A 22,821-nucleotide genomic window follows, 5' to 3' on the forward strand; every position below is an offset into this window, starting at 1 on the left:
CCATGGAAGTTACCCGCATTCGCGCATTACGCGGCCCCAACTTGTGGAGCCACCACACAGCCATTCAATCGGTTGTGATTTGCACCTCAGAAGAGGACGCCGTGTCCTCCATCCCGGGCTTTGAGGCCAAACTCCGCGCTCGTTTTCCGGAGGTCAGCCCCTTTCAACCGGTAGGACACTTGGAGAGCGTGTCTTTGGCGCGCGTTTTGGAGTTGGTCGCATTGGGTCTGCAAGCGCAAGCCGGCTGCCCGGTGACTTTCAGCTGCACCACACCCACGGTCGACAAACACGTTTATCAGGTGGTTGTGGAATACAGCGAAGAGGAAGTCGGCCACTTGGCGATGGAGTGGGCAGAAAAACTCTGTAACTCTGCGCTGCACGACACGCCCTTTGACTTGCAAGCTGCCCTTGAGGCCCTGCGAGAGCTGGATGAAGATGTACGCCTAGGACCAAGCACAGGCTCTATTGTGGACGCGGCAGTAGCGCGTGGGATCCCTTACAGCCGCATGACCGAAGGCAGCATGGTGCGCCTCGGATGGGGCAGCAAACAACGTCGTATCCAAGCCGCTGAAATGGATGTGACCAGCGCGATCGCTGAAGCCATCGCGCAAGACAAGGAACTCACCAAAAAGCTGTTGTCTGCTGCGGGTGTGCCGGTGCCCGGTGGGCGCTCTGTGGTCGATGCGGATGACGCATGGGCCGCAGCTCAAGAAATCGGCTTGCCCGTCGTGGTCAAGCCCAACGACGGCAACCAAGGCAAAGGCGTCACCGTCAACATCACCAGCCGGGAACAATTGATCCGGGCTTTTGAGGTCGCGAAAGAATTCCGCGATGACGTTCTGGTCGAACGTTTCATGCCGGGCAATGATTTCCGTTTGCTGGTGGTAGGCGACAAATTGGTTGCGGCCGCCCGTCGGGACCCGCCCAAAGTGGTGGGCGATGGGGTGCACACTATTGCGGAACTGGTGGCCCAGGTGAACGCCGACCCAAGGCGTGGCTCAGGGCATTCCACCTCGCTCACCAAGATCCGCTTTGATGAAATCGCGAAAACGACCCTCGCGAACCAAGGCTTCAACGCAGACTCGGTGCCTGCCAAGGGCCAGCGAGTGAATTTGCGCAATAACGCGAATCTCTCGACCGGTGGCTCGGCCACAGACGTGACCGATGATGTGCACCCGGACGTGGCCGCTCGCGCCATCGCTGCCGCTCACATGGTGGGCTTGGATATCTGCGGTGTTGACGTGGTGTGTGACACCATTCTCCGCCCGCTGGAAGAACAGGGCGGCGGCATTGTGGAAGTCAACGCAGCGCCGGGCTTGCGCATGCATTTGTCGCCCTCTTTTGGTAAAGGCCGCGCGGTGGGCGAAGCCATCATTGGCAGCATGTTCAAGAAAGGGCAGAACGGTCGCATTCCCATCGTGGCCGTGACCGGCACCAACGGTAAAACGACAACCGTGCGCCTCATTTCTCACTTGCTGAATCAGAACGGCATGCGAGTCGGCATGACCAATACCAACGGTGTCTACGTCAACGGGGATTGCATCGACTCAGGCGACTGCAGCGGCCCCAAGAGCGCCAAGAGCGTGTTGCTACACCCGGACGTCGATGCCGCCGTGTTGGAAACAGCGCGCGGTGGCATTCTTCGGGAAGGTTTGGCTTTTGACCACTGCGACGTGGCGGTGGTGACCAACATCGGTAGCGGTGACCATCTCGGCTTGAACTTCATTACGACGGTCAATGAGCTGGCTGTGCTCAAGCGTGTCATTGTGCAAAACGTCGCGCCCACCGGTGCCGCAGTGCTCAATGCCGCAGACCCGATCGTGGCGAAGATGGCACCCAAGTGCAAAGGAGAAGTGATTTTCTTTGCGGCGGACATTACCCATCCGGTGATGGCCACCCACCGTGCACAAGGCCAAGCCGTCGTCTACGTGGAGGGCGGAAACATTGTGGCCAGCAAGGGCGACACGCTGCAAACGATCGCACTGAGCGAAGTGCCGATCACCCTGAACGGTGCCATTGGCTTCCAGGTCGACAACGTGATGGCGAGTGTGGCAGCGGCTTGGTCTTTAGGTATTTCGTGGGATGTGATTCGCAAAGGCCTAGCCAATTTCGCCAATGACAGTCACAACGCCGCAGGCCGATTCAACCTGTTCAAGTACCGGGGTGCGACGGTGATTGCAGACTACGGCCATAACCCTGATGCGATGCTGGCGCTCGTCCAAGCGGTGCAAGCCTTGCCGGCTACTCGCAGGTCTGTCGTGATCAGTGGCGCTGGCGACCGCCGCGACCAAGATATCCGCCAACAAACGGAAATCCTGGGCGATGCCTTCGACGAAGTCGTGATGTTCGAAGACCAATGCCAACGGGGCCGCAATGATGGCGAGGTCCTTGCCTTGCTGCGCGAAGGCTTGGCCAACGCCAAGCGAACCAAAGAACAATCCGAGGTGTTCGGGGAGTTTCTTGCGATCGACTCAGCCATGAACAAACTCCAGCCCGGAGAGTTGTGCCTGGTTTTGGTCGATCAGGTCGAAGAGGCCATGGCCCATATCGCCGCCAAAGTGGCGAGCGATACCTGAGCTTAGTAAATCTCGGAAACCGGCCCCCGGCCCATCAGCGCAGCGACTGCCTGATGGGCTTTTAACTGCCCGTCCAACAAGCCCACCACCGCCTGGGTGATCGGCATCGGTACACCCAAGGTGCTGGCACGCTGCCATACGGTACGCGCGCTGTACACACCTTCGGCCACATGGCCCAATTCCGCCACTGCCTGCTCCAGGGTTTTGTTGGCTGCCAAGGCTTGGCCCACCTTGCGGTTGCGGGACAGGTCACCCGTGGCGGTAAGGACCAAATCTCCCAAGCCGCTCAGGCCCATGAAGGTTTCTGCTTTCGCACCGAGCGCGATGCCAAGCCGGGTCATTTCTGCTAATCCACGGGTGATCAGGGCGGCGCGCGCATTCAGCCCGAGATGAAGGCCATCGCACAAGCCGGTTGCGATTGCGAGCACATTTTTCACTGCGCCGCCAACCTCTACCCCTGCAACGTCTTCATTGGCGTACACACGAAGTTCAGGGCTGTGAAAGGCCTCGACCAGCAAGCGCCGCACCGACTCATGCGGGCTGGCAGCGACCAAAGCAGTTGGTTGTCCGGCTGCCACTTCTTGGGCAAAGCTAGGTCCACTCAATACCCCCGCTTGCAAATGGGGAGCGACGGCCTGCAAAACCTCGTACCCCAGCAAACCGGGCGCACCCGGCTCCATGGGCGCTTCAAATCCCTTGCACAACCAAGCCACAGTGCACTGCATGTGGGCCACTTGTTGCAAGGTCGACCGCAACCCGGCCATGGGCGTAGCGATGATCACAAGATCAAAGCCGCGACCATCAGGCGGAGCCAACAGCGTGGAAATGTCTTCGTTCGTGACATTCAAAGCCGGCGGAAAGCCGCAACCGGGCAAGTAGCGATGATTCACGCGCTCTGCCGTCATCTGCTCCACCGCAACGGCATCTCGCGCCCACAAGGTCACTGCGTGCGCTTGCCGTTCATTGCGGGCAGCGCTGATGGCGAGCGCCGTACCCCAGGCCCCTGCGCCGATTACTATGATTTTCATAGCTACTTGCGCTGATAAAACGTGGGCGAGAGGCCAAAACCTCTCTGAACCACGTTATTGCGGCAAAGTGCCCGCAGCAGCGCCTGCAGCTTCCATTTGCTGCTGCTCGTACATGGCCTGGAAGTTGATTTCCGAGAGATGGACCGGCGGAAAACCACCGCGTTGAATCAAGTCCGCCACGTTACCGCGCAAATAGGGGTACACGATTTGCGGGCAAGCAATGCCCATGATCTGGCTCAGTTGTTCCTGGCCGAGGTTGCGAATTTCAAAAATTCCGGCCTGCTTGGCTTCTACCAAGAAAACGGTTTTGTCTTTGATTTTGGTCTGCACAGTAGCAGTCACACACACTTCGTACACGCCGTCTGCGACGGGAGCTGCCTCAACGCCGAGCTGGATGTCTACGGATGGCTGCTCTTGCTCCAACAGAATCGCAGGAGAGTTGGGTTGCTCCAACGACGCCTCCTTGAGGTAGACGCGTTGAATCTGGAAAACGGGATCTTGGTCAGCCATGTCTGAGGTCTCTCTAGATAAACAGAAGCCCGCCAGCACAACGCCGACGGGCTACGAAAACAGAATTCGTTGGTGAGAATTATGTCAGGCTACAGCACCCAACAAAGGCAGCAAGCCGCCGCTGCTGTCCAGCGCCATCAAATCATCGCAACCGCCCACGTGGATATCGCCAATGAAAATTTGGGGCACCGTGCGTCGTCCGGTGAGCTCCATCATTTTCATGCGCTCATCGGGGTTGGCGTCGACACGAATCTCTTCGATCGTGTCAACGCCTTTGGATTTCAAAATGCGCTTGGCCTGCACACAGTAAGGGCAGACAGCGGTGGTGTACATCTTCACGGCTTGCATGGAGCTCATTCCTTTAGATCGTCAGCCCGGATCAGGCTTTTTCAACTGGGAGATTAGCCAATTTCCACGCTTTCAGCCCACCCTGCATCGATTGGGCCTGCTCGTAACCCAGTTTCTTGGCAATGTTGACTGCCTTGGCAGACCGCGCACCACTTTGGCAAACCAGCACCAAGGGCAGGCCTTTGTTTTTCACGGCGCCTGCGAGCTTTGCCTCCAACTCAGCGAGCGGGAGATTCTTGGAACCAACGATGTGACCGGCAGCAAACTCGGCAGCGTCAGACACATCCACCACGTTGGCTTTTTCACGGTTAATCAACTGAATGGCCTTGCCGGAGTCAATGCCCACTGCAGTCGCGCCCTGGAACACGGGCCACAGCAGCAAGCCGCCAGACGACAGTGCGATCGCGATCAGCATCCAGTTATCGATAAAAAATTTCACTTTGTTCCTTCTTGGTTACTTGGCTCGGAGACGCCATTTTAGAATGGAGCTCCTCCAGCTGACGGACACTCCGGCCGGTTTTATCAACGTTTGAACGCACACCCATGTACAAATTAGTCCTCGTACGCCACGGCGAATCCACTTGGAATCTTGAAAATCGCTTCACCGGATGGACCGATGTAGACCTCACACCTACCGGGGTTGAACAAGCCAAAAATGCAGGTCGACTGCTCAAAGCGGAGGGGTATGAATTTGATGTGGCCTACACCAGCGTGCTCAAGCGCGCCATCCGCACTTTGTGGCACACACTCGATGAAATGGACCGCACATGGCTGCCGGTCGTGCACAGCTGGCGCCTGAATGAACGCCACTACGGCGCCTTACAGGGTTTGAACAAAACCGACATGGCCAAACAGTACGGCGACGCGCAAGTCTTGGTATGGCGCCGGAGCTACGACACGCCGCCACCTGCGCTGGAAGCCACAGACCCCCGCAGCGAACGCTCAGATATCCGCTACGCCAAGCTCCCTGCAGAACAAATTCCGCTCACAGAATGCCTGAAAGACACGGTAGACCGTGTAATTCCCTTCTGGAATGAATCGATTGCCCCTGCCATCAAGGCAGGCAAGCGCATCGTGCTGGCAGCGCACGGCAACTCGATCCGCGCATTGATCAAGTACTTGGACAAAATTTCTGACGATGACATCGTCGGCGTCAACGTCCCCAATGGCATTCCATTGGTTTACGAGCTCGACGAAAACCTCAAGCCGATTCGCCACTACTACCTCGGCGATGCGGAGGCAGCAGCCAAGGCAGCGGCAGCAGTTGCATCTCAGGGCAAGGCCTGATCCCTGGAGATTCTCATTAAACGCCCGCTACAGCGGGCGTTTTTGCAGGTCTTCGCGGAACTGGTACGAGGGTTGCAACTCCAAGGTGTATATTGAGACGACACAGGAAAAACTATGGGTCACAAACTAAAAATCACCGGCTGGGTTGCATTAGGGGTTGTTGCTGGTGCACTCACCACCGTTTCGTTGCAAACCGTTGCGCGCAATTCACTCGCTCCCTTGCCGCTGGAAGAGCTACAGCAGCTTGCGACCGTATTCGGAATGGTCAAGAGTGACTATGTGGAACCTGTAGACGAGAAAAAGCTGATCACCGACGCCATCACTGGGATGGTTGCCAGTCTGGATCCGCATTCTCAGTATTTCGATAAAAAGGCATTCAAAGAATTCCGAGAAGGTACCTCCGGAAAGTTTGTGGGTGTCGGCATCGAAATTACCCAAGAGGACGGCCTTGTCAAAGTCGTCTCACCCATTGAGGGATCTCCCGCCTTCCGCGCTGGACTCAAAACCAATGACTTGATCACCAAAATCGATGACACCGCGGTCAAAGGGCTGACCCTGAACGAAGCCGTGAAGCGGATGCGGGGCGAGCCCAATACCAAAGTGCTGCTGACCATATTCCGTAAGGAAGAAAATCGCACCTTCCCGGTCACGATCATCCGGGAAGAAATCAAGCAGCAATCCGTCCGTGGAAAAGTGGTGGAGCCCGGCTACGCCTGGATACGTGTCAGTCAATTCCAAGAGCGCAGCTTCGAAGATTTCGCCAAAAAAGTAGACGAAATCTACAAACAAGACCCCAAAATCAAAGGCTTGGTGCTGGACCTGCGCAACGACCCAGGTGGCCTCCTGACCGCTGCTGTAGCCATGTCGGCAGCCTTCTTGCCCGATAACGTGACGGTGGTATCCACCAACGGCCAGACCCCGGAAAGCAAGCAAGTCCTGCGGGCTTCCGCCAGTGATATTCGCGGCCTGTCGGGCGCAGAGGCTTTGAAAACATTGCCTGCTGCATTGAAGAAAGTACCTGTGGTGGTGCTGGTCAATGAAGGTTCGGCATCCGCCAGTGAAATCGTGGCAGGCGCATTGCAAGACCATAAACGCGCCACGATCATGGGTAGCCAGTCATTCGGTAAAGGCTCGGTGCAAACCTTCCGGCCTTTGGGCCCTGACACTGGTCTAAAAATCACGACTTCACGTTATTACACGCCCAACGGACGCTCCATCCAGGCCAAGGGCATCGTGCCGGACCTAATGGTGGATGAAACCGAAGAGGGCAGTCCTTTCGCGGCGCTGCGTATGCGCGAGGCTGATTTGGAAAAGCACCTCTCCAGCGGACAAGGCGAAGAAAAGAAGGACACCGCTCGCGAAAAAGCCCGTGAGGAGGCACTGAAGCGCCTGGAGGAAGAGTCACGCAAACCCGCCTCGGAGCGTAAAGTGCCTGAGTTTGGCTCGGACAAAGACTTCCAGCTGATCCAGGCCATCAACCACCTGAAGGGCAAGCCTGTTTTGGTCAGCAAGACCCAGGTGGAGCGCAAAGAAGAAGCCAAAGACAACTGACCCGCCGATGCAGGACGAGGCACTGCTGCGGTATTCGCGGCACATCTTGCTCGATGAAATCGGGATCGAAGGACAGACCCGGATTTGCGACAGTCATGTCTTGATAGTGGGTGCGGGCGGACTAGGCGCCCCCGCTGCTCTGTATCTTGCGGCTGCGGGAGTCGGTCAAATCACACTGACAGACCCCGATGTTGTAGACCTGACCAATTTGCAGCGGCAAATCATCCACTCATCAGCTGCGATTGGCCGACCCAAAGTGGCTTCTGCGGCCGGCAGTCTTGCTGCTATCAACCCGCTGACCCAAGTTCATCCTTTGCAGATTCGAGCCGATACCGACTGGCTGTTGGCTCACGTGGCGCAGATGGATGTGGTGCTGGACTGCAGTGACAATTTCGAAACCCGCCAAGCAGTTAATGCGGCGTGTGTCCATCATCGGGTACCGCTCGTTTCAGGAGCAGCTATCCGGTTTGCCGGGCAAATCACCGTTTTTGACCATCGCACCCACAACGCACCGTGCTACGCGTGCGCGTTCCCACCTGACGACGCGCCACCGGCGACTCAATGCTCCACCATGGGTGTTTTCGCACCTCTGGTCGGAATCATCGGCGCCATGCAAGCGGCTGAAGCGCTCAAACTGCTGCTACAGCTTCCGGGCACCCTCACTGGCCGGATTTTGTTGCTGGATGCACTGTCGATGGAATGGAGCGATATGCGACTGCCCCGCAATACCGCTTGCACTGTTTGCGGAACCTCCATTGGCCACAACTAGCCTGAGATAACCGGTCTTTTTAACCCCAAGGCGTTCGCCGTGGAGAGCGGGGAAATCAGCGCTTCCTGTTAGACTTTGAATCACGCCAAAACCTGATCGTGGAAAAACAAAACCCCTCCCCTGCCTTACAGCTGCATCATTTGCGGCTAGAGAACGCACGAGCGCTTTTGGAGCACGACACCACTGTCAAACGCAGTTTCGATTTGATACAGCTGTCGAACGCAAACGCGGCGTGGATTTGATACACCGTTGTGTGGGGCGATTGTCTGTTTTGTCTTTGCTTGTCTTTCAAGCAGTCAGTGGCTCGCCACTGACTGCTTGGCGCCCTTAGGCTGCCTGTTCCTCCTGTGTATCAAGGTGACTGCGTTTTCGTTTGAGTAGGGTATTGCTGCTGGCGGCAATCACACCGGCACGCCGCTTATCTTTCAGGCGATAGGAGTCTCCTGAAATCGGGACCACATGGGCGTGGTGGAGCAGTCGGTCAAGTAGCGCCGCTGTCAGCGTGGCATCGTCTGCAAACGTCTGGTCCCATTGCCCAAACGGCAGATTGGAGGTCAGGATGAGACTTCCCACTTCATAGCGTTTGGCAATGACTTGGAACAGAAGATTCGCCTGTTCCCGATTCATGGGAAGGTACCCGACCTCGTCAATGATCAACAGCCGGTAGGGACGCACGATGCGTTTGATAGCCTCTTCCAGGGTGTTCTGCCGTAGTGCCGTGCTCAGTGTCATCAGCAGATCTGCCGCCGTGATGAAACGCGTCTTGATTCCAGCCTGGGTTGCCCTGTAGCCCAAGGCGATGGCCAAGTGGGTTTTGCCCACCCCACTGGCGCCCAGCAAGACCACGTTCTCGCTGCGCTCCACGAAGGCCAGACTGCCAAGCTCCTGTACCAGGGGTTTGGGCACGCCGCTGGCAAACTGGAAGTCAAACTCATCAAGCGTCTTGATGGCGGGGAAGCCCGCTATGCGCGTGAGCATGGCGCGTGTTCTCTCCACTCTGGCTAGAGCCTCGCCACGCAAGGCTTGCTCCAGGAACTCCAGGTACCCCAGCTCTTTCTTGGCCGCCATTTGCCCCAAGTGGGCAAGCTGATCGGGTAAGTTGAGCAGGCGCAGCTGATCACACAGTTCACGCAGTCTTTCCATTTGCAGGCTCATGGTCGTCCTCCTGCTGAGGCTTGGTTGTGCACCAGCGTGTCATACATCGCCAGAGGATGCTGCAGGCCTCGCCATGCCGCGGCTGGAATTGGCCGGACTGCTGCGCCGCTACCGGTGACTTTTTGCAATTGACGCACTGTTCGCCCACTGTAGGCGCTGGGGATGGCCAGCAGATGTGTGCGCTCCTGTTGCAAAGCCAGTGCCGGCACACACCCAGTGGTTCCGTGGATCCGCACATTGGCAACGTCACGCAGCCAGGTGCGCATTTCCCGATTGGCTGTGTCCGCGTCCACCACCAAGCATTGCTGCTTCATACTCGCCACCAATGGCACCCAGAAGCTGCGCCGGATGTAGCCATTCATGCGTTCGACTTTGCCCTTGGTCTTGGCCCGATAGGGCTTGCACACCCGCGGCACAAAGCCATGGTGGTGCGCAAAGTCAGCAAAGGCACCCTGGAACTGGTGCAGGTTCTTGCCGTAGGCGTCACGCTTGAGGATGACGGTCTTCATGTTGTCGTACAGCACTTCACGGGTGACTCCACCAAAGCTCTCGAACGCCCTGACATGGCACGCCAGTAGTGTCTCCAGCTTCATGTCTGTGACAAACTCCGCGAAGGTCGCCCGGCTGTGGCCAAGCGTTGCCACAAACGCCGCCAACATGCCGTCTTTATGCCCAGACTTGCGGAACTCGATCCAGTCCATCTGCATTTGCTCACCGGGCTGGGTCTCGAACCGCACAACCGGATCCGGGCGCGCCTGTGGACGCAACTCCTTGAGGTACTCCTGCAGGATGCGCACGGAGCCCGTATACCCCTGTGCGGCAATCTCACGCTGCAGCACCGTTGCGGGAATCCAATCAGGCTTGGCCGCCTGAATACGTCCAGCCAAGTAGTCCTTGAATGGATCGAGCTTGCTTTTACGTTCCGGCAGTTTCTTCATGGCCGGCGGACCGCCCTCCAAATACTTACGCACCGTGTTGACTGCCATTCCAGTTTGCGCCGATATCTCGCGCAAGCTCAGCCTGTGCTTCCTTAAAACCTTGAGTTCCATGTACTCCTCGTTCGTAATCATTGCCAGTCCCATCCATGGTTCGGATGGCTTGGCACGTTAGTCGAGGTGTATCAATTCCTCACCGCGTTTGCGTGTCATTTTCATACTGCGCGTGACACCACCGTGTCACTCCCCTCAGCAGTGGATTCCCCAGAAGCTTATTTGCAGGCTGTTATCGATGGCCTGTGCGAGCTGTCCCTGAGAGATCCACTGACGGGACTGGCCAATCGGCGCCATTTCTCGGGGGTTCTGGAGCGGTCTATTGACGTAGTCGCCCGCTCAGGGGAGCCCGCACTGTTGTTGATGCTCGACATTGATCACTTCAAAAAGGTGAACGACACTTACGGCCACCAGGCTGGCGATCAAGTGCTCCAAGTCATTGCCAAAACTCTGACTGGATGTGTCCGACCGATGGATACGGTCGCCAGATTGGGCGGAGAAGAGTTCTCTGTCATGCTGCCGAGTTGCCACACAGGTTACGGCAAGGTCGTTGCGGAGCGAATCAGAGCACAAATTGAAAATTTGTCCATTCAAATTGCGCCCGGCCTGAGTATCAAAGTGACTGTGAGTATTGGTGGTGCTTACGCCCCTGAATGGGTGCGATCTACGGGCGCACTGTGGTCAGAGCGCGCCGATTTGCAACTCTATCGTGCAAAAAAAGAGGGGCGCAACCGTATCTTCCTCGACCAACAACAAGAGATCTATGTCAGTGCCGAAGAAAAAAATCTCTTGTTCGGTCACCTGTCTTTGGGTGATCCCGCGTGGATTGAAAGCGTTTCAAATGAACCACCCAACAATACGGGTGCAGGCCCCATGCAGAGGGTATTCTGATGTCTGACGTATTAAACCCACCCCATTCTGCCGAGGGCAACACCGGGTTGCCGACGCAACCATCTGGCAAGGTCATCGCGGTTACCAGCGGTAAAGGCGGCGTCGGTAAAACATTTGTATCTGCCAACTTGGCTGCAGCCATGGCCAAACGGGGCCAGCGGGTCTTGGTGCTCGACGCCGATCTCGGTCTCGCCAACCTTGATGTGGTTTTAAACCTCTACCCCAAAATCACCTTGCACGATGTGTTCACCGGCAAGGCGAAATTGGAAGAGGCCATCATTCGTGCCCCGGGAGGCTTTTCAGTACTGCTGGCTGGATCGGGGATGGTGGAGTACTCACGTCTCACACCCGAGGTACGGGGCGACTTTCTGCGGATCATGAATGGCTTGGTGCCTCATTACGACGTTGTCATTCTCGATACCGGCGCCGGGATTTCTGACGTGGTCTTGTTCGCCGTCTCTCTTGCTGCGGAAGTGATGGTAGTAGCTACTCCGGAACCTACGTCCCTCACGGATGCCTATGCCACCATCAAGGTACTGGTGGGGCAGCAGAAACGACAGACCATCCGTCTTGTCATCAACCAGACTGCCCGCTTGGGCGATGGGCGCGCAATCACGACCCAACTGCAGCAGGTGCTGGATCGCTTCGTCACCACCGACACCGGTAAACATGTGAAATTGGTTCACATGGGAGACATCCCAGCGGACCCCGCGGTACGTCAGGCAATCATGCGACGTCAGCTGTTGCTACAGGCCATGCCCGGCAGCCCCGCTGCGCTTGCAATTTCTCAACTGGCAGTCAAGGTCGAAGAGACGGTGGGTCTCAAAGCCGAATAAGACTTGCGCTGGCCTGGCACAAGCTAGGCTGAGACTATCCAACCCTCCAGTGGATCCATGGTGGGCGGCAAGCCGTAAAGAGGCTCCCCTGCCACATGGCGCAGCTCTGCCCAAGCGGCTAACACCAAGCAAAGCACGGCATCCAAGCTGTCTCCGCTAGGGTCATCCACCAGCGCGTCACGCTGGGCGTGGCTTAACTTAAGACGAACGCCCCATCGGGTCTGCCCCATTTCGAGCGCGTTGACGAGGTCTTTGCGGGCAATCAACCTTTCGGGTGTTTGCTTCGCTTTTTCATCACTCTTGTAGCTTCGGCTCCCCAACACTGCTTTTGCGATCAAGCCGGGGTAAGCCTCCAACGCAACCCGGAGATCGGCATCTCCCCCTGCTGGCCGTATTTGCAGGCCCGGGAAATACGCGTTGGCAGCCATCAGGCGGGGTACGCCGACATGCAACATGAATGCTACGGGTGGGTTGACCCACTTCATGGAAGGGCTGGACTGCGCGGGAAAGTCGGTCGCGCGGTGGGCGAACTTGCCACCCACAGGGCGTGCGTCACAAAACGCAGCAAAAGCCGTACGGATGTCATCGCGACCCAACGCTGCGTAATGCCGTATGCAGGCTTCCCAGTCCAGAGGCCAACCCATTGCCACGACCAGCTCACGCGGCAAGCCAAAGGGCAAATCAAAGGCACCAAGCCACGACGGCTCACTCTCAAGGTAAGCGGAAAACTCATCCAGAGACGCAAGTCTCTCCAAACCCTGCAGTACCAACCGACCGCCGGCCTGTGCCCCCTTGGCGCACACGATACCTTTGCGCTTGGTTGGGCTACTGGAAAAATCACAACCGATCAGTACACCCATAGGAACCCCGGAGCTATTAACTGCGCCCTTGAGTATTTAGAAAGTGGGAAGGCCTGCAAGTGCGGTAGCCGGGCAGCGGCCCACGCCTTTGTCCAACTACATCAAGCGAATATGTAAGACGCCCTCAGGCTAGCTCAGTAGCTGGCATCCCAACAGGTCGATGCAACACCGCGACAAGCCCACCTCGGGCCTGTCAAGCGTCAACCAGGAGTCAAGCACGCCCGATGATGGAAGCCGTGGCCATGAGCTCTTCCAAAAGTGCCAAAGACACTTTGCCAGACACCGAGTAAGGGTCCAACTCTGGACGCTCTGCGTACTTCAGCAGAATGTTGGTGTTGATTTTGGACATATTGACCTGTCCCATCGTCCAACCACCGAAGCGGCGCTCGGTGATTTCCTCGTAGTGCAGCAACACGACGTCTTTGTGACGGGTGTCTTTTTGGATATGGCCATACAACTCACTGACGGCCATGCGCCCGCCTTCAATGGCCTGCAAGAAAATACCGCCCCCGTAGCACAGGATGCCGGTAATGCCGCACGTCGGGTTGTAGTTGCGCGATTGTGAAAGGATGGCCTCAATCGCGTCGGGATTAGAGTCAATCGCGCGGCTGGCGTAAAGCAAACGAACCAACATGGCATTAGCCTTTCTGGGGAATGAGGGAGAGAAATTCACGGCGCAGGTTGGGGTCTTTCAAGAAGACGCCGCGCATGACTGAGTTGATCATTTTGCTGTCCATGTCCTTGACGCCGCGCCAAGCCATGCAATAGTGGCTGGCTTCCATCACGATGGCCAAGCCATCGGGCTGGGTCTTTTCCTGGATCAGGTCGGCGAGTTGCACCACAGCCTCTTCCTGAATCTGGGGACGCCCCATGATCCACTCGGCCAAACGCGCGTATTTGGACAAACCGATCACATTGGTGTGCTCATTGGGCATCACACCGATCCAGATTTTCCCAATCACCGGGCAAAAGTGGTGGCTGCATGCACTGCGGACCGTAATGGGCCCGACGATCATCAACTCATTGAGGTGACCGACGTTGGGGAATTCAGTGATCGTGGGCGCCGGCACATAACGGCCGCGGAACACCTCATTGAGGTACATCTTGGCCACACGCCGCGCGGTGTTGTCGGTGTTGTGGTCATTTTCAATGTCAATCACCAAGCTGTTCAACACACCGCGCATTTGCACTTCGACCTCATCTAGCAGAGTCTCGAGCTCGCCGGGCTGAATGAATTCAGAAATGTTGTCGTTTGCGTGAAAGCGCTTGCGGGCGGCTTTCAATCGTTGGCGAATTTGAGTGGAAAGCGGAGTTCCTTCCAGCGCGTCTGTAGAGCTCATAGGGGATTTTGATGTCATGAAAGTCTCGCCATGGTACCAGTGATTGACTTTTAATGTTTTTAGCAAAAGGCCCTTATAAACATTGCGCCTAGCGCTATATATTTAATAGCGTCGCCCACTAAATAGCAAGATCAGTCGCATCACCCCGTAGGCCAGACGATCAAACACCCGTTCAAACCAGGGGCGGTGAGCATCTGCCGTCAGATCCCAAGGCCGGGTATGACCCTGAATCACCTGCTCCAGGGCGCCAGACAAGCGGCCTGCAAACTTTTCGTCGTGCACCACCACATTGGCTTCTCTCGCCAGAAGCAAGCTCAAGGGATCGAGATTGGACGACCCAACAGTAGCCCACACGCCGTCAACCACCGCTACCTTGGCATGCAAAAAACCGGGCATATATTCACAGATCTCTACCCCCCGCGCGGCCAAAAGGCTCAGTACCGGGCGGGCCGCGTGGTACTGCATGAAATATTCGTATTGACCTTGCACCACGACCTGCACACGCACACCACGTTTCACAGCGTGGATCAGTGCCCGCCGCAATCGACCACCGGGCAGGAAATAGGCATTCGCCAGCACCACGTGTTCGCGGGCAGCACCAATCGCCTTGAGATAGCTGCGCTCAATCGTCGTGCGATTGCGCACGTTATCGCGCAAGAGCAAGGCTGCCAGCACGCTGCCATCATCCCCTTTGGAAGCGCCCGGCGCATCGCTTGTCGGAGGCAAAAGCCGAAAGGCCTTCCAGCTCTGACGCACGCGGGCCCACTGAAGAGACTCCAACTGCCGGGTCGCTTGCAGGCGGGCCCAAAACCGGGCCATCACCGCATGGCATTGGGCGACCAAGGGGCCTGTCACCGCCACGGCGTAATCGAGTCGCGGCACACTGAGTGCGCCAAAGTGGGGGTCCAGCCAGTCATCCAGGATGTTGATACCGCCACAAAACGCCCGCTGTCCATCGACCACACACAATTTGCGGTGCAGACGCCGCCACCGGCCAGGAATCAACACCCCCGTGTAGCCGAAGGGTGCGTAGCGGTGCCACTGCACTCCACACTGGCGCCAACGCTCCATCCAATGGGCGGGCAGATAGGGGGTGCCTACACCATCCATCACCACGAATACCGCAACCCCACGCTGCGCTGCGCAGGCCAAGGCCTCGGCCACATCGGCACCTTGGCCGTTGAAATCAAAAATGTAAGTCTCCAGTCGCACCTCGTGTTGGGCGGCGTCGATAGCCCCCACCAGTGCCGGAAAAAACTCATCACCGCCACTCAACAAATGCAGCACATGGCCTGATCTGACCTCGGGAGGCTTCAGCATGCCGGCCACTCCGTGGGCAAATTCCACTCCGTCACCAAGGGCAGGTGATCTGACATGCGCGCCCACTGCGGGCCGCGCGGCACATGCGAGGCCGCAGGCAACAGGCCCCGGCCCAGCACATGATCCAGTTGCACCAGCGGCAGCCGGGAGGGAAAGGTCGCGCATCGTCGGGTCACAGGGGCCTGCAGTTCAGAACCTGTCAGTTGCTTCGCCACCCAAGGCCCGAGGTCATTGAAGTCGCCCGCGACCAGCAGCGGGCAGTGCCGCGGTATCTCACGCTCCACATAGCGAGCCAGCTGCTGCAGTTGACGTGCCCGACTCGTCCGGATCAGCCCCAAATGGACCACCAGCACATGCACACTGCGGCCCGCCACATCCAACTCCACATGCAAAAGACCCCGCTGCTCCAAGCGATGGTCAGACATATCTTCGTGTTGATGCGTCAGCACCGGCCATCGTGACAGCAAGGCATTGCCGTGCTCACCGTGGCGAGTCACTGCATTGGTGCGGTACACCGCGTGGTAGCCCTCGGGGGCCAGAAAGTCGGCTTGGGGCGCTTCAGGCCAATGCGGGAAATGCCGGGATTCACCGTGGTGCATTTTGCGAACCTCTTGCAAACACAGCACATCGGCCTCCATGCCGGCCATCGCATGGCTGAGGTTGTGAATCTCCAAACGGCGCATCGGACCAAAACCCTGGACACCCTTGTGGATGTTGTAAGTGACAACGCGCAAATTTGTCATGCTTTGCTCCTCCCCAATGGCAGCCGATCCCAGTGCATCAGCATCAAGACGGCCTCCGCATTGGAAGGAGAAAAGCAGAGGTCCGCTGCATCAGCCATCGGCAGCCAACAGCTGTCCGTGTGCTCCGTCGGGCTCAAATGAACATCGGGCTTATGCGGAACACCCAAGCCAAACACCCGCTCGGTGTTGTGCGTGACGCCGGGAGCGTATCGGTACAGCCAGCGGGGATAAATCGGATAAATGTTCTCCAGCCCCCAATCGACCAGCCCTTGCTCGAAGGGCCCGCCGGGTCGGCAGTCGAGGCCCGTCTCTTCCCAGACCTCCCGGGCTGCTGTGACGGCCCAGCGCTCCTCTGGAAAGTCTTTGGCCCCCGTCACGGATTGCCAAAAGGGTGGCGCCAAGGGGTCAGACTCCACACGGCGTATCAGCAGTACCTCGTGCTGGGGCGTGTAGATCACCACCAAGACCGACTGAGGAATTTTGTACGGCAACGTCATGGGCCTCGCAATGAAAAAGGGCGCCATAGAGGCGCCCTTTCATTGTGCACGACCCGCTGACGGGCCCACCACGTTTCAGGCTGTTTTGGCCAAATCCACATTGCGCAAGCGGATGTGCAGTTCGCGCAGCTGCTTTTCGTCCACCGGGCTCGGCGCTTGGGTCAACAAGCACTGGGCACGCTGAGTCTTGGGGAAAGCAATCACGTCACGGATGGACTCTGCACCGGTCATCAAGGTCACGATACGGTCCAAACCGAAGGCCAAGCCACCGTGTGGAGGCGCGCCGTACTGCAAGGCATCGAGCAGGAAGCCGAACTTGAGCTGGGCTTCTTCCGGTGTGATCTTCAGGGCATCGAACACCTTTTGCTGCACGTCGGCGCGGTGGATACGGACAGAGCCGCCACCCATTTCCCAGCCGTTCAACACCATGTCGTAGCCTTGCGAGATGCATTTCTCGGGCGCAGTGACCATCCAGTCTTCGTGACCGGCCTTGGGGGCAGTGAACGGGTGGTGCACGGCGGTGTAGCGCCCGTTTTCCTCGTCGAATTCGAACATGGGAAAGTCGACCACCCACATCGGACGCCAGCCGGCCGTGAACAAACCGTTCTTCTTGCCGAACTCGCTATGCCCGACCTTCAGGCGCAGGGCACCGATCGCGTCGTTGACGATCTTTTCTTTGTCTGCGCCGAAGAAGATCAGATCGCCGTTCTTGGCACCAGTGCGCTCCAGCACAGCGGCCAAAGCCGCGTCGTGGATGTTTTTCACGATTGGGCTTTGCAGGCCATCACGGCCCTTGGACAAATCGTTCACGCGGATGTAGGCCAAGCCTTTGGCGCCGTAGATCTTGACGAACTCGGTGTATGCATCGATTTCGCCACGGCTGATACCACCGCCTTCCACCGAGCCACCGGGAATGCGCAAGGCCACCACACGGCCACCCTTCATGGTGGCGGCGCCGGAGAAGACCTTGAAGTCCACATCCTTCATGACGTCGGTGAGCTCGGCAAACTCGAGGTTCACGCGCAAGTCAGGCTTGTCGGAGCCGTACAAGCGGGCTGCGTCCTGGTAGGTCATGACCGGGAATTCACCGAGGTCCACACCGATGGTGTTCTTGAACACGGTGGTGATCATGCCCTGGAACATGTCACGGATGTCCTCTTCAGTCAGGAAGGAGGTTTCGATATCGATCTGGGTGAACTCAGGTTGACGGTCAGCGCGCAAGTCTTCGTCGCGGAAGCACTTGGTGATCTGGTAGTAGCGGTCAAAGCCCGCCACCATCAACAACTGCTTGAACAGTTGGGGCGACTGGGGCAGCGCAAAGAATTGGCCATCATGCACACGGCTTGGCACCAAGTAGTCGCGCGCGCCTTCGGGCGTGCTCTTGGTCAACATCGGGGTTTCGATGTCCACAAAACCGTTGGCGTCCAAAAACTTGCGCACTTCCATCGCCACGCGGTAGCGCAGCATCAGGTTGTTTTGCATGTAGGGGCGGCGCAGATCCAACACGCGATGGGTCAAGCGGGTGGTCTCGGACAAGTTGTCTTCATCCAGCTGGAACGGAGGTGTGACCGACGCATTCAGCACCGTCAGCTCGTGGCACAGCACTTCAATCTTGCCGCTCTTGAGACCGTCGTTGGTGGTGCCTTCGGGACGAGCACGCACCAAGCCCTTGATTTGCACGCAATATTCGTTGCGGATCTCTTCAGCCACCTTGAACATGTCCGCGCGATCGGGGTCGCACACTACTTGCACATAGCCTTCGCGGTCACGCACGTCGACAAAAATCACGCCACCGTGGTCGCGGCGACGGTTCACCCAGCCACACAGGGTTACGGTTTGGCCCAACAGGGCTTCGGTCACAAGACCGCAATAGTGAGTACGCATAGCCATAGAGTGCTTTCGATTCGTCGCAGTGCCTGCGACGGGTTAGTAATAGGGTTATTGAGGCGCGCTACCCGGCTTCACGGGGAGTGCACTGGGGGCCACAGAGCCCATGGAAATCACATAAGTCAACGCTTCGTCCACGCTCATGTCGAGCTCAATGACGTCCTTACGCGGCAACATCAGAAAGAAACCGCTGGTAGGGTTAGGCGTGGTCGGGACATACACACTGACAAAAGCATCGCCCAAATGCGAGGCCACCTCTCCGCCCGGCGTACCAGTCTGGAAACCGATAGTCCAGCTGCCTTCGCGGGGGTATTGAATCAGCAGCGCGGTGCGAAACGCATTTCCATTGCTGGAGAACAAGGTGTCCGACACCTTTTTGACGCTGTTGTAGATGGATTTAACAATAGGAATGTTGGTAAACAACTTGTCCCACTGCTTGACCCACCAGCGCCCTGCCACATTGGATACCAAAGCGCCCGTCACCAGCAGAGCCGCAAACACCAAAACCACCCCTAAGCCGGGAATGCTGTGCAGGTGCTCAATGGTCGGCGCACTGCTGGTCGGTGCGACCGCCGATACGCCACTCAAAAAGCTGGCAAACACGGCGTCCAGCAAACCCACCAACCACAAAAGAACCCAGATCGTGATCGCCAACGGCAACCACACCATCAGGCCGGTAAGCAGGTATTTTTTAATGGGCACAGGTGCTCCGGTTCAGGTGGAGGTAGACGGTGTTGACGCCGCAGCAGGCGCAGGTGCGGCAGCCGGAGCTTCCGATTTCGAGTCCGTTTTTGCGTCGGTTTTGGGTGCTGCGCTGTCCGGGGCGGCAGGTGCCACACCGGTCGCTGGGGCACTGCCACCTTTGAAATCGGTCACATACCAACCGGAACCCTTGAGTTGGAAACCGGCGGCGGTTACTTGCTTTTTGAATGCCGGGGCATTGCACTGAGGGCAATCCTGCAGGGGTGCATCAGAGATTTTCTGCAATACATCCTTGGCAAACCCGCAGGACTCGCATTTATAGGCGTAAATGGGCATGGAAGTAGAGCTCAGACCTGAAGTTGCAAAACTCTCAATTATAGGTGCGCTGTCAGAACCACCGGAAGCGAGCCCACAGCTGCAGCACCACCAGCCCCACAGAAAACCCGATGACTATCGCCACCAGCGTCTGGAGCAAACGATTGATGCGCTTTTGCTCCACCAACAGCTCGCGGATCAACGCGTCATTGCCGGAGTTGGGTCGCTGCAAGTACTGGTGAAGCAGACCCGGCAACTCCGGCAACAGCTTGGCATAACGGGGCGCCTGGGCCTTGAGCTCCTGCAGCAATTTTTGCGGACCCACCTGCTGCAGCATCCACTGCTCCAAAAAGGGTTTGGCAGTGGCCCACAAGTCCAAGTCCGGATCCAGATCTCGCCCCAAACCTTCTATATTGAGCAAGGTTTTTTGCAGCAACACCAGCTGCGGCTGAATCTCGACCTGGAATCGTCGTGAGGTCTGAAAAAGCCGCATCAGCACCATGCCGAGCGAAATTTCCTTGAGTGGCCGGTCGAAATACGGCTCGCAAACAGCCCGCACCGCCGCTTCCAACTCGTCTACCCGGGTAGCCGCAGGCACCCAACCAGACTCGATGTGCAGCTCCGCCACCCGCTTGTAGTCGCGGCGAAAAAACGCCACAAAGTTCTGCGCGAGATACTCTTTGTCGACCTCGGTGAGAGTGCCGACAATGCCGAAATCCAGTGAGATATAGCGCCCGAAGGTCTCAGACGCCAAGCTCACCTGGATGTTGCCCGGATGCATATCCGCATGGAAAAACCCATCCCGGAACACTTGGGTGAAAAACAGCGTCACGCCGTCCCGCGCCAACTTGGGAATATCAACCCCCGCCGCACGCAAGGTATCGATCTGGCTGATGGGCACACCCACCATGCGCTCCATGACCAGCACTTCGGTGGTGCAATAGTCCCAGTGCATTTCAGGGATCAGCACCAGGTTCAAGCCCTCCATATTGCGGCGCAACTGCGCCGCGCTGGAGGCTTCGCGGACCAGGTCCAACTCATCGTGCAGGTATTTGTCAAACTCTGCCACGACCTCGCGGGGCTTGAGGCGCTTGCCGTCTGCAGACAGCCCCTCGACCCAACCGGCCATCATGCGCATGAGCGCGAGATCCTTGTCGATCACCCGCAACATGTCAGGCCGCAATACCTTGACGGCTACTGCGCGCTCCCGCCCCTGCCGGTCACGCAGCACGGCGAAATGCACTTGGGCAATCGATGCGCTCGCCACAGGAGTGCGCTCAAACGACACAAACAATTCCGATACCGGTTTGCCCAGTGCACGCTCAATCGTGGCCACCGCGATGGCTGAATCGAATGGGGGCACACGGTCTTGCAGCTTGGCCAACTCATTGGCGATATCCAGCGGCAACAAATCTCGGCGGGTCGACAAGACCTGGCCGAACTTGACAAAAATCGGGCCCAAACGCTCCAGCGCCTCACGCAGGCGTTGACCACGGGGCTCATCGAGAGAGCGACCGACCGACACAATGCGGGCCAGCAAGCGCAGCCAAGGCTTCTGGAAGCTGGTGAGTACCAGCTCGTCGAGCCCGTAGCGCAGGACAACCCAGACGATAAAAAACCCGCGGCCGAGGCGGCTCATGGCGTGGTGCCGGTCGAACCCGCAGGCGCGCGTTTGGCTACGAACTGCTGCAAGGCCTGGCCGGCGGTGCGGCAGGTTTGCATAAACATGTGCGCAGCTGCATCGCCCATGATCTTGGAGAGATCCTCTTCCACATCCCAGCGCACATGGTCAGCCAGCCAGTTGACTTCAGCGGCTAACTGCACGTCGCCCTCAATCCGCACCGAAGGTTTGGCACCTTGCATGACCGCCTGCGCAATCACAAAGGGGGAGTCTTCGGTGATCGTGAGAGAAAGGTCGGGGGTGGCTTCAGCGTCTGCCAGATCCAGCAGGCCCGCTGCTGTCGCCTGAACCCGGAAGGTGAATTCACGCCATTGCGCGTGAATGACGCGCCCTTTTTGTCGCGCCAGCCGCTCGATAGCCTGGGGCTCCTGCTGCAGCACGTGATTGAGCAAAAGCACCACACGACGGTGGCTTTCTTCAATCGCCCAAGCAGGCGGCGTCAGTGGAAGGGGAAAGTTCTGGAAGAGGCCTTCCAGCATAGAAAAAGGGGACTGTGTTGCCATAGTCCCCCATTATCTGCCTGAAAAATGACCGGCTTTACTGCAGGGCCTGAACCCCTGCCACCAACCAGCCGCTGCTGCCGTTTTTGGCCTTGGTCATGTTCCAGACTTCGCGGAAAGGGCTAGGGCCTGCCGACAACTCTTCGCGAATCATTCCGGAGAATTCCACGCTGGCCATGTACTCGTCAGGCAACTCCTCGATGCCCAGCAAACGGGCGTCAATCATCACCACATCGGTGTGGTTGGCACCCGTGCCGGTGTGGGCTTCCCGCTCGGCGAGCTGGGACTGGATTTCGCGGGTCATATCGTCGGTCATCATGGCGCGCAAGGCCGCCACGTCCGACCGATCCCAGGCTGCCTGCAGTGTCACAAAATTCGCTTTGGCAGACTTCAAAAAGCCTTCGGAATCAAACCCTGCAGGCACGCCCCAATTCTGGGAGCCCATCAGCGCGGAGCCGATCATCGATCCGCTGGAGGCCTGAGGTGCCTCAAAACCCATATGGTTTCGCTCCCATGGCCGAGCCGATGCGTCGTTGCCGACATTCTCAGCGCGGTACTGCTTCAAATCCTGCACCGGCGCCGGACCTGCGGGTACTCCTGCGCCCTGAAAAGCAAACGGAGAAGCCTGTTGCACTGAGGTCTTGCGGCTGCGCATAAACCACCCCACCAACATCATGACGCCCAATGCCAGCAGGCCGAACATCAAGATATTCCCGAACGCTTCACCGAAACCCAGTGAGTTCGCCAGCCAAGCCAAGCCCAAACCTGCTGCCAAGCCACCCAACATGGCGCCCCAAGGTCGTTTGGGCGCCTGTGCCGCAGCAGGCGCTGCCGCGGGGGCAGGCTTGGCCGCCGTGTTGTTGACGTTTTGCGCAGGAGCAGCCGGGCTTGCCGGTGACGCACCTGCTGAGTCCCGCTGGGTGACGTTGCTGGACTGCTTGCCGAACGATTTTCCTCCGCCCAGGCGTTTGGCGGCTTCTGCGTTAAAGCCCGAAAGGGATAGCGCGAGTGTCAATGCCAATGCCCACAATTTCAT

25 protein-coding genes are annotated in these 22,821 nt (G+C 57.9%); 6 read left to right on the plus strand and 19 right to left on the minus strand.

The window, feature by feature from the left end:
- Nucleotides 1-2: 2 nt before the first annotated feature.
- Nucleotides 3-2,576, plus strand: a complete 2,574-nt coding sequence (cphA, locus tag RAE21_RS10835) for a cyanophycin synthetase (protein WP_313881380.1) — start codon at nucleotides 3-5, stop codon at nucleotides 2,574-2,576.
- Nucleotides 2,577-2,578: 2 nt separating this feature from the next.
- On the opposite strand, the gene RAE21_RS10840 is transcribed toward cphA, so the two are convergent.
- The 4 genes from RAE21_RS10840 to RAE21_RS10855 form a co-directional block, all read right to left on the minus strand.
- The gene (locus RAE21_RS10840) at nucleotides 2,579-3,604 is read right to left on the minus strand and encodes an NAD(P)H-dependent glycerol-3-phosphate dehydrogenase (RefSeq protein ID WP_313881382.1); all 1,026 of its coding nucleotides are present in this window, start codon (nucleotides 3,602-3,604) and stop codon (nucleotides 2,579-2,581) included.
- Nucleotides 3,605-3,658: 54 nt separating this feature from the next.
- Nucleotides 3,659-4,114, minus strand: a complete 456-nt coding sequence (gene secB, locus RAE21_RS10845) for a protein-export chaperone SecB (protein WP_313875397.1) — start codon at nucleotides 4,112-4,114, stop codon at nucleotides 3,659-3,661.
- 84 nt (nucleotides 4,115-4,198) lie between these two features.
- Complete coding sequence (gene grxC, locus RAE21_RS10850) at nucleotides 4,199-4,462, minus strand: glutaredoxin 3 (RefSeq protein WP_313882696.1); 264 nt, start codon at nucleotides 4,460-4,462, stop codon at nucleotides 4,199-4,201.
- Between the two features lie 31 nt (nucleotides 4,463-4,493).
- Entirely contained in the window at nucleotides 4,494-4,901 is a 408-nt protein-coding gene (locus RAE21_RS10855; RefSeq protein WP_313881383.1) for a rhodanese-like domain-containing protein, read from the minus strand.
- 104 nt (nucleotides 4,902-5,005) lie between these two features.
- Between RAE21_RS10855 and gpmA the strand changes: the two genes are divergently transcribed.
- The 3 genes from gpmA to RAE21_RS10870 all read left to right on the plus strand — a co-directional run bounded on the left by gpmA (nucleotide 5,006) and on the right by RAE21_RS10870 (nucleotide 8,069).
- Nucleotides 5,006-5,749 (plus strand): 2,3-diphosphoglycerate-dependent phosphoglycerate mutase, encoded by a 744-nt coding sequence (gene gpmA / locus RAE21_RS10860; RefSeq protein ID WP_313881384.1) that lies wholly within the window; start codon nucleotides 5,006-5,008, stop codon nucleotides 5,747-5,749.
- A 114-nt stretch (nucleotides 5,750-5,863) separates the two neighbouring features.
- On the plus strand, nucleotides 5,864-7,300 hold the full coding sequence (locus RAE21_RS10865; protein WP_313881385.1) for a S41 family peptidase: 1,437 nt from the start codon (nucleotides 5,864-5,866) through the stop codon (nucleotides 7,298-7,300).
- A 7-nt stretch (nucleotides 7,301-7,307) separates the two neighbouring features.
- Complete coding sequence (locus tag RAE21_RS10870) at nucleotides 7,308-8,069, plus strand: HesA/MoeB/ThiF family protein (protein ID WP_313881386.1); 762 nt, start codon at nucleotides 7,308-7,310, stop codon at nucleotides 8,067-8,069.
- A 327-nt stretch (nucleotides 8,070-8,396) separates the two neighbouring features.
- Here RAE21_RS10870 and istB read toward each other — a convergent pair whose 3' ends face one another.
- Together istB and istA are read right to left on the minus strand one after the other, a co-directional pair.
- Nucleotides 8,397-9,224, minus strand: a complete 828-nt coding sequence (gene istB / locus RAE21_RS10875) for an IS21-like element helper ATPase IstB (protein ID WP_313879687.1) — start codon at nucleotides 9,222-9,224, stop codon at nucleotides 8,397-8,399.
- Nucleotides 9,221-10,294 (minus strand): IS21 family transposase, encoded by a 1,074-nt coding sequence (gene istA / locus RAE21_RS10880; RefSeq protein ID WP_428984048.1) that lies wholly within the window; start codon nucleotides 10,292-10,294, stop codon nucleotides 9,221-9,223. The genes istB and istA overlap by 4 nt, the downstream gene beginning before the upstream one ends.
- Nucleotides 10,295-10,396: 102 nt before the next feature.
- Here istA and RAE21_RS10885 point away from each other — a divergent pair, with 102 nt between their 5' ends.
- Both RAE21_RS10885 and RAE21_RS10890 read left to right on the plus strand, forming a co-directional pair.
- Nucleotides 10,397-11,104 (plus strand): GGDEF domain-containing protein, encoded by a 708-nt coding sequence (locus RAE21_RS10885; RefSeq protein WP_313881387.1) that lies wholly within the window; start codon nucleotides 10,397-10,399, stop codon nucleotides 11,102-11,104.
- Complete coding sequence (locus RAE21_RS10890; RefSeq protein ID WP_313875392.1) at nucleotides 11,104-11,940, plus strand: MinD/ParA family protein; 837 nt, start codon at nucleotides 11,104-11,106, stop codon at nucleotides 11,938-11,940. Before RAE21_RS10885 ends, RAE21_RS10890 begins: the two co-directional genes overlap by 1 nt.
- A 23-nt stretch (nucleotides 11,941-11,963) precedes the next feature.
- Here RAE21_RS10890 and RAE21_RS10895 read toward each other — a convergent pair whose 3' ends face one another.
- From RAE21_RS10895 to RAE21_RS10950, 13 genes are all read right to left on the minus strand, one after another.
- Nucleotides 11,964-12,800 (minus strand): DUF429 domain-containing protein, encoded by an 837-nt coding sequence (locus RAE21_RS10895; protein ID WP_313881388.1) that lies wholly within the window; start codon nucleotides 12,798-12,800, stop codon nucleotides 11,964-11,966.
- Nucleotides 12,801-13,011: 211 nt separating this feature from the next.
- Nucleotides 13,012-13,434 (minus strand): BLUF domain-containing protein, encoded by a 423-nt coding sequence (locus RAE21_RS10900; RefSeq protein WP_313875390.1) that lies wholly within the window; start codon nucleotides 13,432-13,434, stop codon nucleotides 13,012-13,014.
- 4 nt (nucleotides 13,435-13,438) lie between these two features.
- Complete coding sequence (folE, locus tag RAE21_RS10905; protein WP_313875389.1) at nucleotides 13,439-14,140, minus strand: GTP cyclohydrolase I; 702 nt, start codon at nucleotides 14,138-14,140, stop codon at nucleotides 13,439-13,441.
- A gap of 102 nt (nucleotides 14,141-14,242) precedes the next feature.
- Entirely contained in the window at nucleotides 14,243-15,460 is a 1,218-nt protein-coding gene (gene clsB / locus RAE21_RS10910; RefSeq protein ID WP_313881389.1) for a cardiolipin synthase ClsB, read from the minus strand.
- Nucleotides 15,454-16,203 carry an endonuclease/exonuclease/phosphatase family protein gene (locus RAE21_RS10915; protein ID WP_313881390.1) on the minus strand — a complete coding sequence of 250 codons (750 nt, stop codon included), beginning with the start codon at nucleotides 16,201-16,203 and terminating at the stop codon, nucleotides 15,454-15,456. Before RAE21_RS10915 ends, clsB begins: the two co-directional genes overlap by 7 nt.
- Nucleotides 16,200-16,700: a dihydroneopterin triphosphate diphosphatase gene (gene nudB, locus RAE21_RS10920; protein WP_313881391.1), complete on the minus strand. Its 501-nt coding sequence runs from the start codon at nucleotides 16,698-16,700 to the stop codon at nucleotides 16,200-16,202. Before nudB ends, RAE21_RS10915 begins: the two co-directional genes overlap by 4 nt.
- Nucleotides 16,697-16,801: a hypothetical protein gene (locus RAE21_RS19345; protein ID WP_428984016.1), complete on the minus strand. Its 105-nt coding sequence runs from the start codon at nucleotides 16,799-16,801 to the stop codon at nucleotides 16,697-16,699. Before RAE21_RS19345 ends, nudB begins: the two co-directional genes overlap by 4 nt.
- A complete protein-coding gene (gene aspS, locus RAE21_RS10925; RefSeq protein WP_313881392.1) occupies nucleotides 16,776-18,590 on the minus strand; it encodes an aspartate--tRNA ligase in 1,815 nt (604 codons plus the stop codon). Before aspS ends, RAE21_RS19345 begins: the two co-directional genes overlap by 26 nt.
- Before the next feature lie 48 nt (nucleotides 18,591-18,638).
- The gene (locus RAE21_RS10930) at nucleotides 18,639-19,283 is read right to left on the minus strand and encodes a DUF502 domain-containing protein (RefSeq protein ID WP_313876240.1); all 645 of its coding nucleotides are present in this window, start codon (nucleotides 19,281-19,283) and stop codon (nucleotides 18,639-18,641) included.
- 18 nt (nucleotides 19,284-19,301) lie between these two features.
- Nucleotides 19,302-19,625: an FmdB family zinc ribbon protein gene (locus tag RAE21_RS10935; protein ID WP_313875384.1), complete on the minus strand. Its 324-nt coding sequence runs from the start codon at nucleotides 19,623-19,625 to the stop codon at nucleotides 19,302-19,304.
- A gap of 52 nt (nucleotides 19,626-19,677) precedes the next feature.
- Nucleotides 19,678-21,243 carry a ubiquinone biosynthesis regulatory protein kinase UbiB gene (ubiB, locus tag RAE21_RS10940; RefSeq protein WP_313881393.1) on the minus strand — a complete coding sequence of 522 codons (1,566 nt, stop codon included), beginning with the start codon at nucleotides 21,241-21,243 and terminating at the stop codon, nucleotides 19,678-19,680.
- Nucleotides 21,240-21,788, minus strand: a complete 549-nt coding sequence (locus tag RAE21_RS10945; RefSeq protein WP_313881394.1) for a hypothetical protein — start codon at nucleotides 21,786-21,788, stop codon at nucleotides 21,240-21,242. Before RAE21_RS10945 ends, ubiB begins: the two co-directional genes overlap by 4 nt.
- A 34-nt stretch (nucleotides 21,789-21,822) precedes the next feature.
- Nucleotides 21,823-22,821 carry a Tim44 domain-containing protein gene (locus tag RAE21_RS10950; protein WP_313881395.1) on the minus strand — a complete coding sequence of 333 codons (999 nt, stop codon included), beginning with the start codon at nucleotides 22,819-22,821 and terminating at the stop codon, nucleotides 21,823-21,825.

Source organism: Rhodoferax potami, assembly GCF_032193765.1.
Lineage (GTDB): Bacteria > Pseudomonadota > Gammaproteobacteria > Burkholderiales > Burkholderiaceae_C > Allorhodoferax > Allorhodoferax potami.

Bases quoted from the DNA above. Each gene is read 5' to 3' on its own strand.
- ubiB (WP_313881393.1), bottom strand. From the start codon at position 21,243: ATGAGCCGCCTCGGCCGCGGGTTTTTTATCGTCTGGGTTGTCCTGCGC.
- gpmA (WP_313881384.1), top strand. From the start codon at position 5,006: ATGTACAAATTAGTCCTCGTACGCCACGGCGAATCCACTTGGAATCTT.
- cphA (WP_313881380.1), top strand. From the start codon at position 3: ATGGAAGTTACCCGCATTCGCGCATTACGCGGCCCCAACTTGTGGAGC.
- RAE21_RS10945 (WP_313881394.1), bottom strand. From the start codon at position 21,788: ATGGCAACACAGTCCCCTTTTTCTATGCTGGAAGGCCTCTTCCAGAAC.
- istA (WP_428984048.1), bottom strand. From the start codon at position 10,294: ATGATTACGAACGAGGAGTACATGGAACTCAAGGTTTTAAGGAAGCAC.
- RAE21_RS10915 (WP_313881390.1), bottom strand. From the start codon at position 16,203: ATGACAAATTTGCGCGTTGTCACTTACAACATCCACAAGGGTGTCCAG.
- RAE21_RS10865 (WP_313881385.1), top strand. From the start codon at position 5,864: ATGGGTCACAAACTAAAAATCACCGGCTGGGTTGCATTAGGGGTTGTT.
- istB (WP_313879687.1), bottom strand. From the start codon at position 9,224: ATGAGCCTGCAAATGGAAAGACTGCGTGAACTGTGTGATCAGCTGCGC.
- secB (WP_313875397.1), bottom strand. From the start codon at position 4,114: ATGGCTGACCAAGATCCCGTTTTCCAGATTCAACGCGTCTACCTCAAG.
- RAE21_RS10890 (WP_313875392.1), top strand. From the start codon at position 11,104: ATGTCTGACGTATTAAACCCACCCCATTCTGCCGAGGGCAACACCGGG.
- nudB (WP_313881391.1), bottom strand. From the start codon at position 16,700: ATGACGTTGCCGTACAAAATTCCTCAGTCGGTCTTGGTGGTGATCTAC.
- RAE21_RS10895 (WP_313881388.1), bottom strand. From the start codon at position 12,800: ATGGGTGTACTGATCGGTTGTGATTTTTCCAGTAGCCCAACCAAGCGC.
- RAE21_RS10900 (WP_313875390.1), bottom strand. From the start codon at position 13,434: ATGTTGGTTCGTTTGCTTTACGCCAGCCGCGCGATTGACTCTAATCCC.
- RAE21_RS19345 (WP_428984016.1), bottom strand. From the start codon at position 16,801: ATGTGGATTTGGCCAAAACAGCCTGAAACGTGGTGGGCCCGTCAGCGG.
- clsB (WP_313881389.1), bottom strand. From the start codon at position 15,460: ATGCTGAAGCCTCCCGAGGTCAGATCAGGCCATGTGCTGCATTTGTTG.
- grxC (WP_313882696.1), bottom strand. From the start codon at position 4,462: ATGCAAGCCGTGAAGATGTACACCACCGCTGTCTGCCCTTACTGTGTG.
- folE (WP_313875389.1), bottom strand. From the start codon at position 14,140: ATGAGCTCTACAGACGCGCTGGAAGGAACTCCGCTTTCCACTCAAATT.
- RAE21_RS10870 (WP_313881386.1), top strand. From the start codon at position 7,308: ATGCAGGACGAGGCACTGCTGCGGTATTCGCGGCACATCTTGCTCGAT.
- RAE21_RS10840 (WP_313881382.1), bottom strand. From the start codon at position 3,604: ATGAAAATCATAGTAATCGGCGCAGGGGCCTGGGGTACGGCGCTCGCC.
- aspS (WP_313881392.1), bottom strand. From the start codon at position 18,590: ATGGCTATGCGTACTCACTATTGCGGTCTTGTGACCGAAGCCCTGTTG.
- RAE21_RS10950 (WP_313881395.1), bottom strand. From the start codon at position 22,821: ATGAAATTGTGGGCATTGGCATTGACACTCGCGCTATCCCTTTCGGGC.
- RAE21_RS10935 (WP_313875384.1), bottom strand. From the start codon at position 19,625: ATGCCCATTTACGCCTATAAATGCGAGTCCTGCGGGTTTGCCAAGGAT.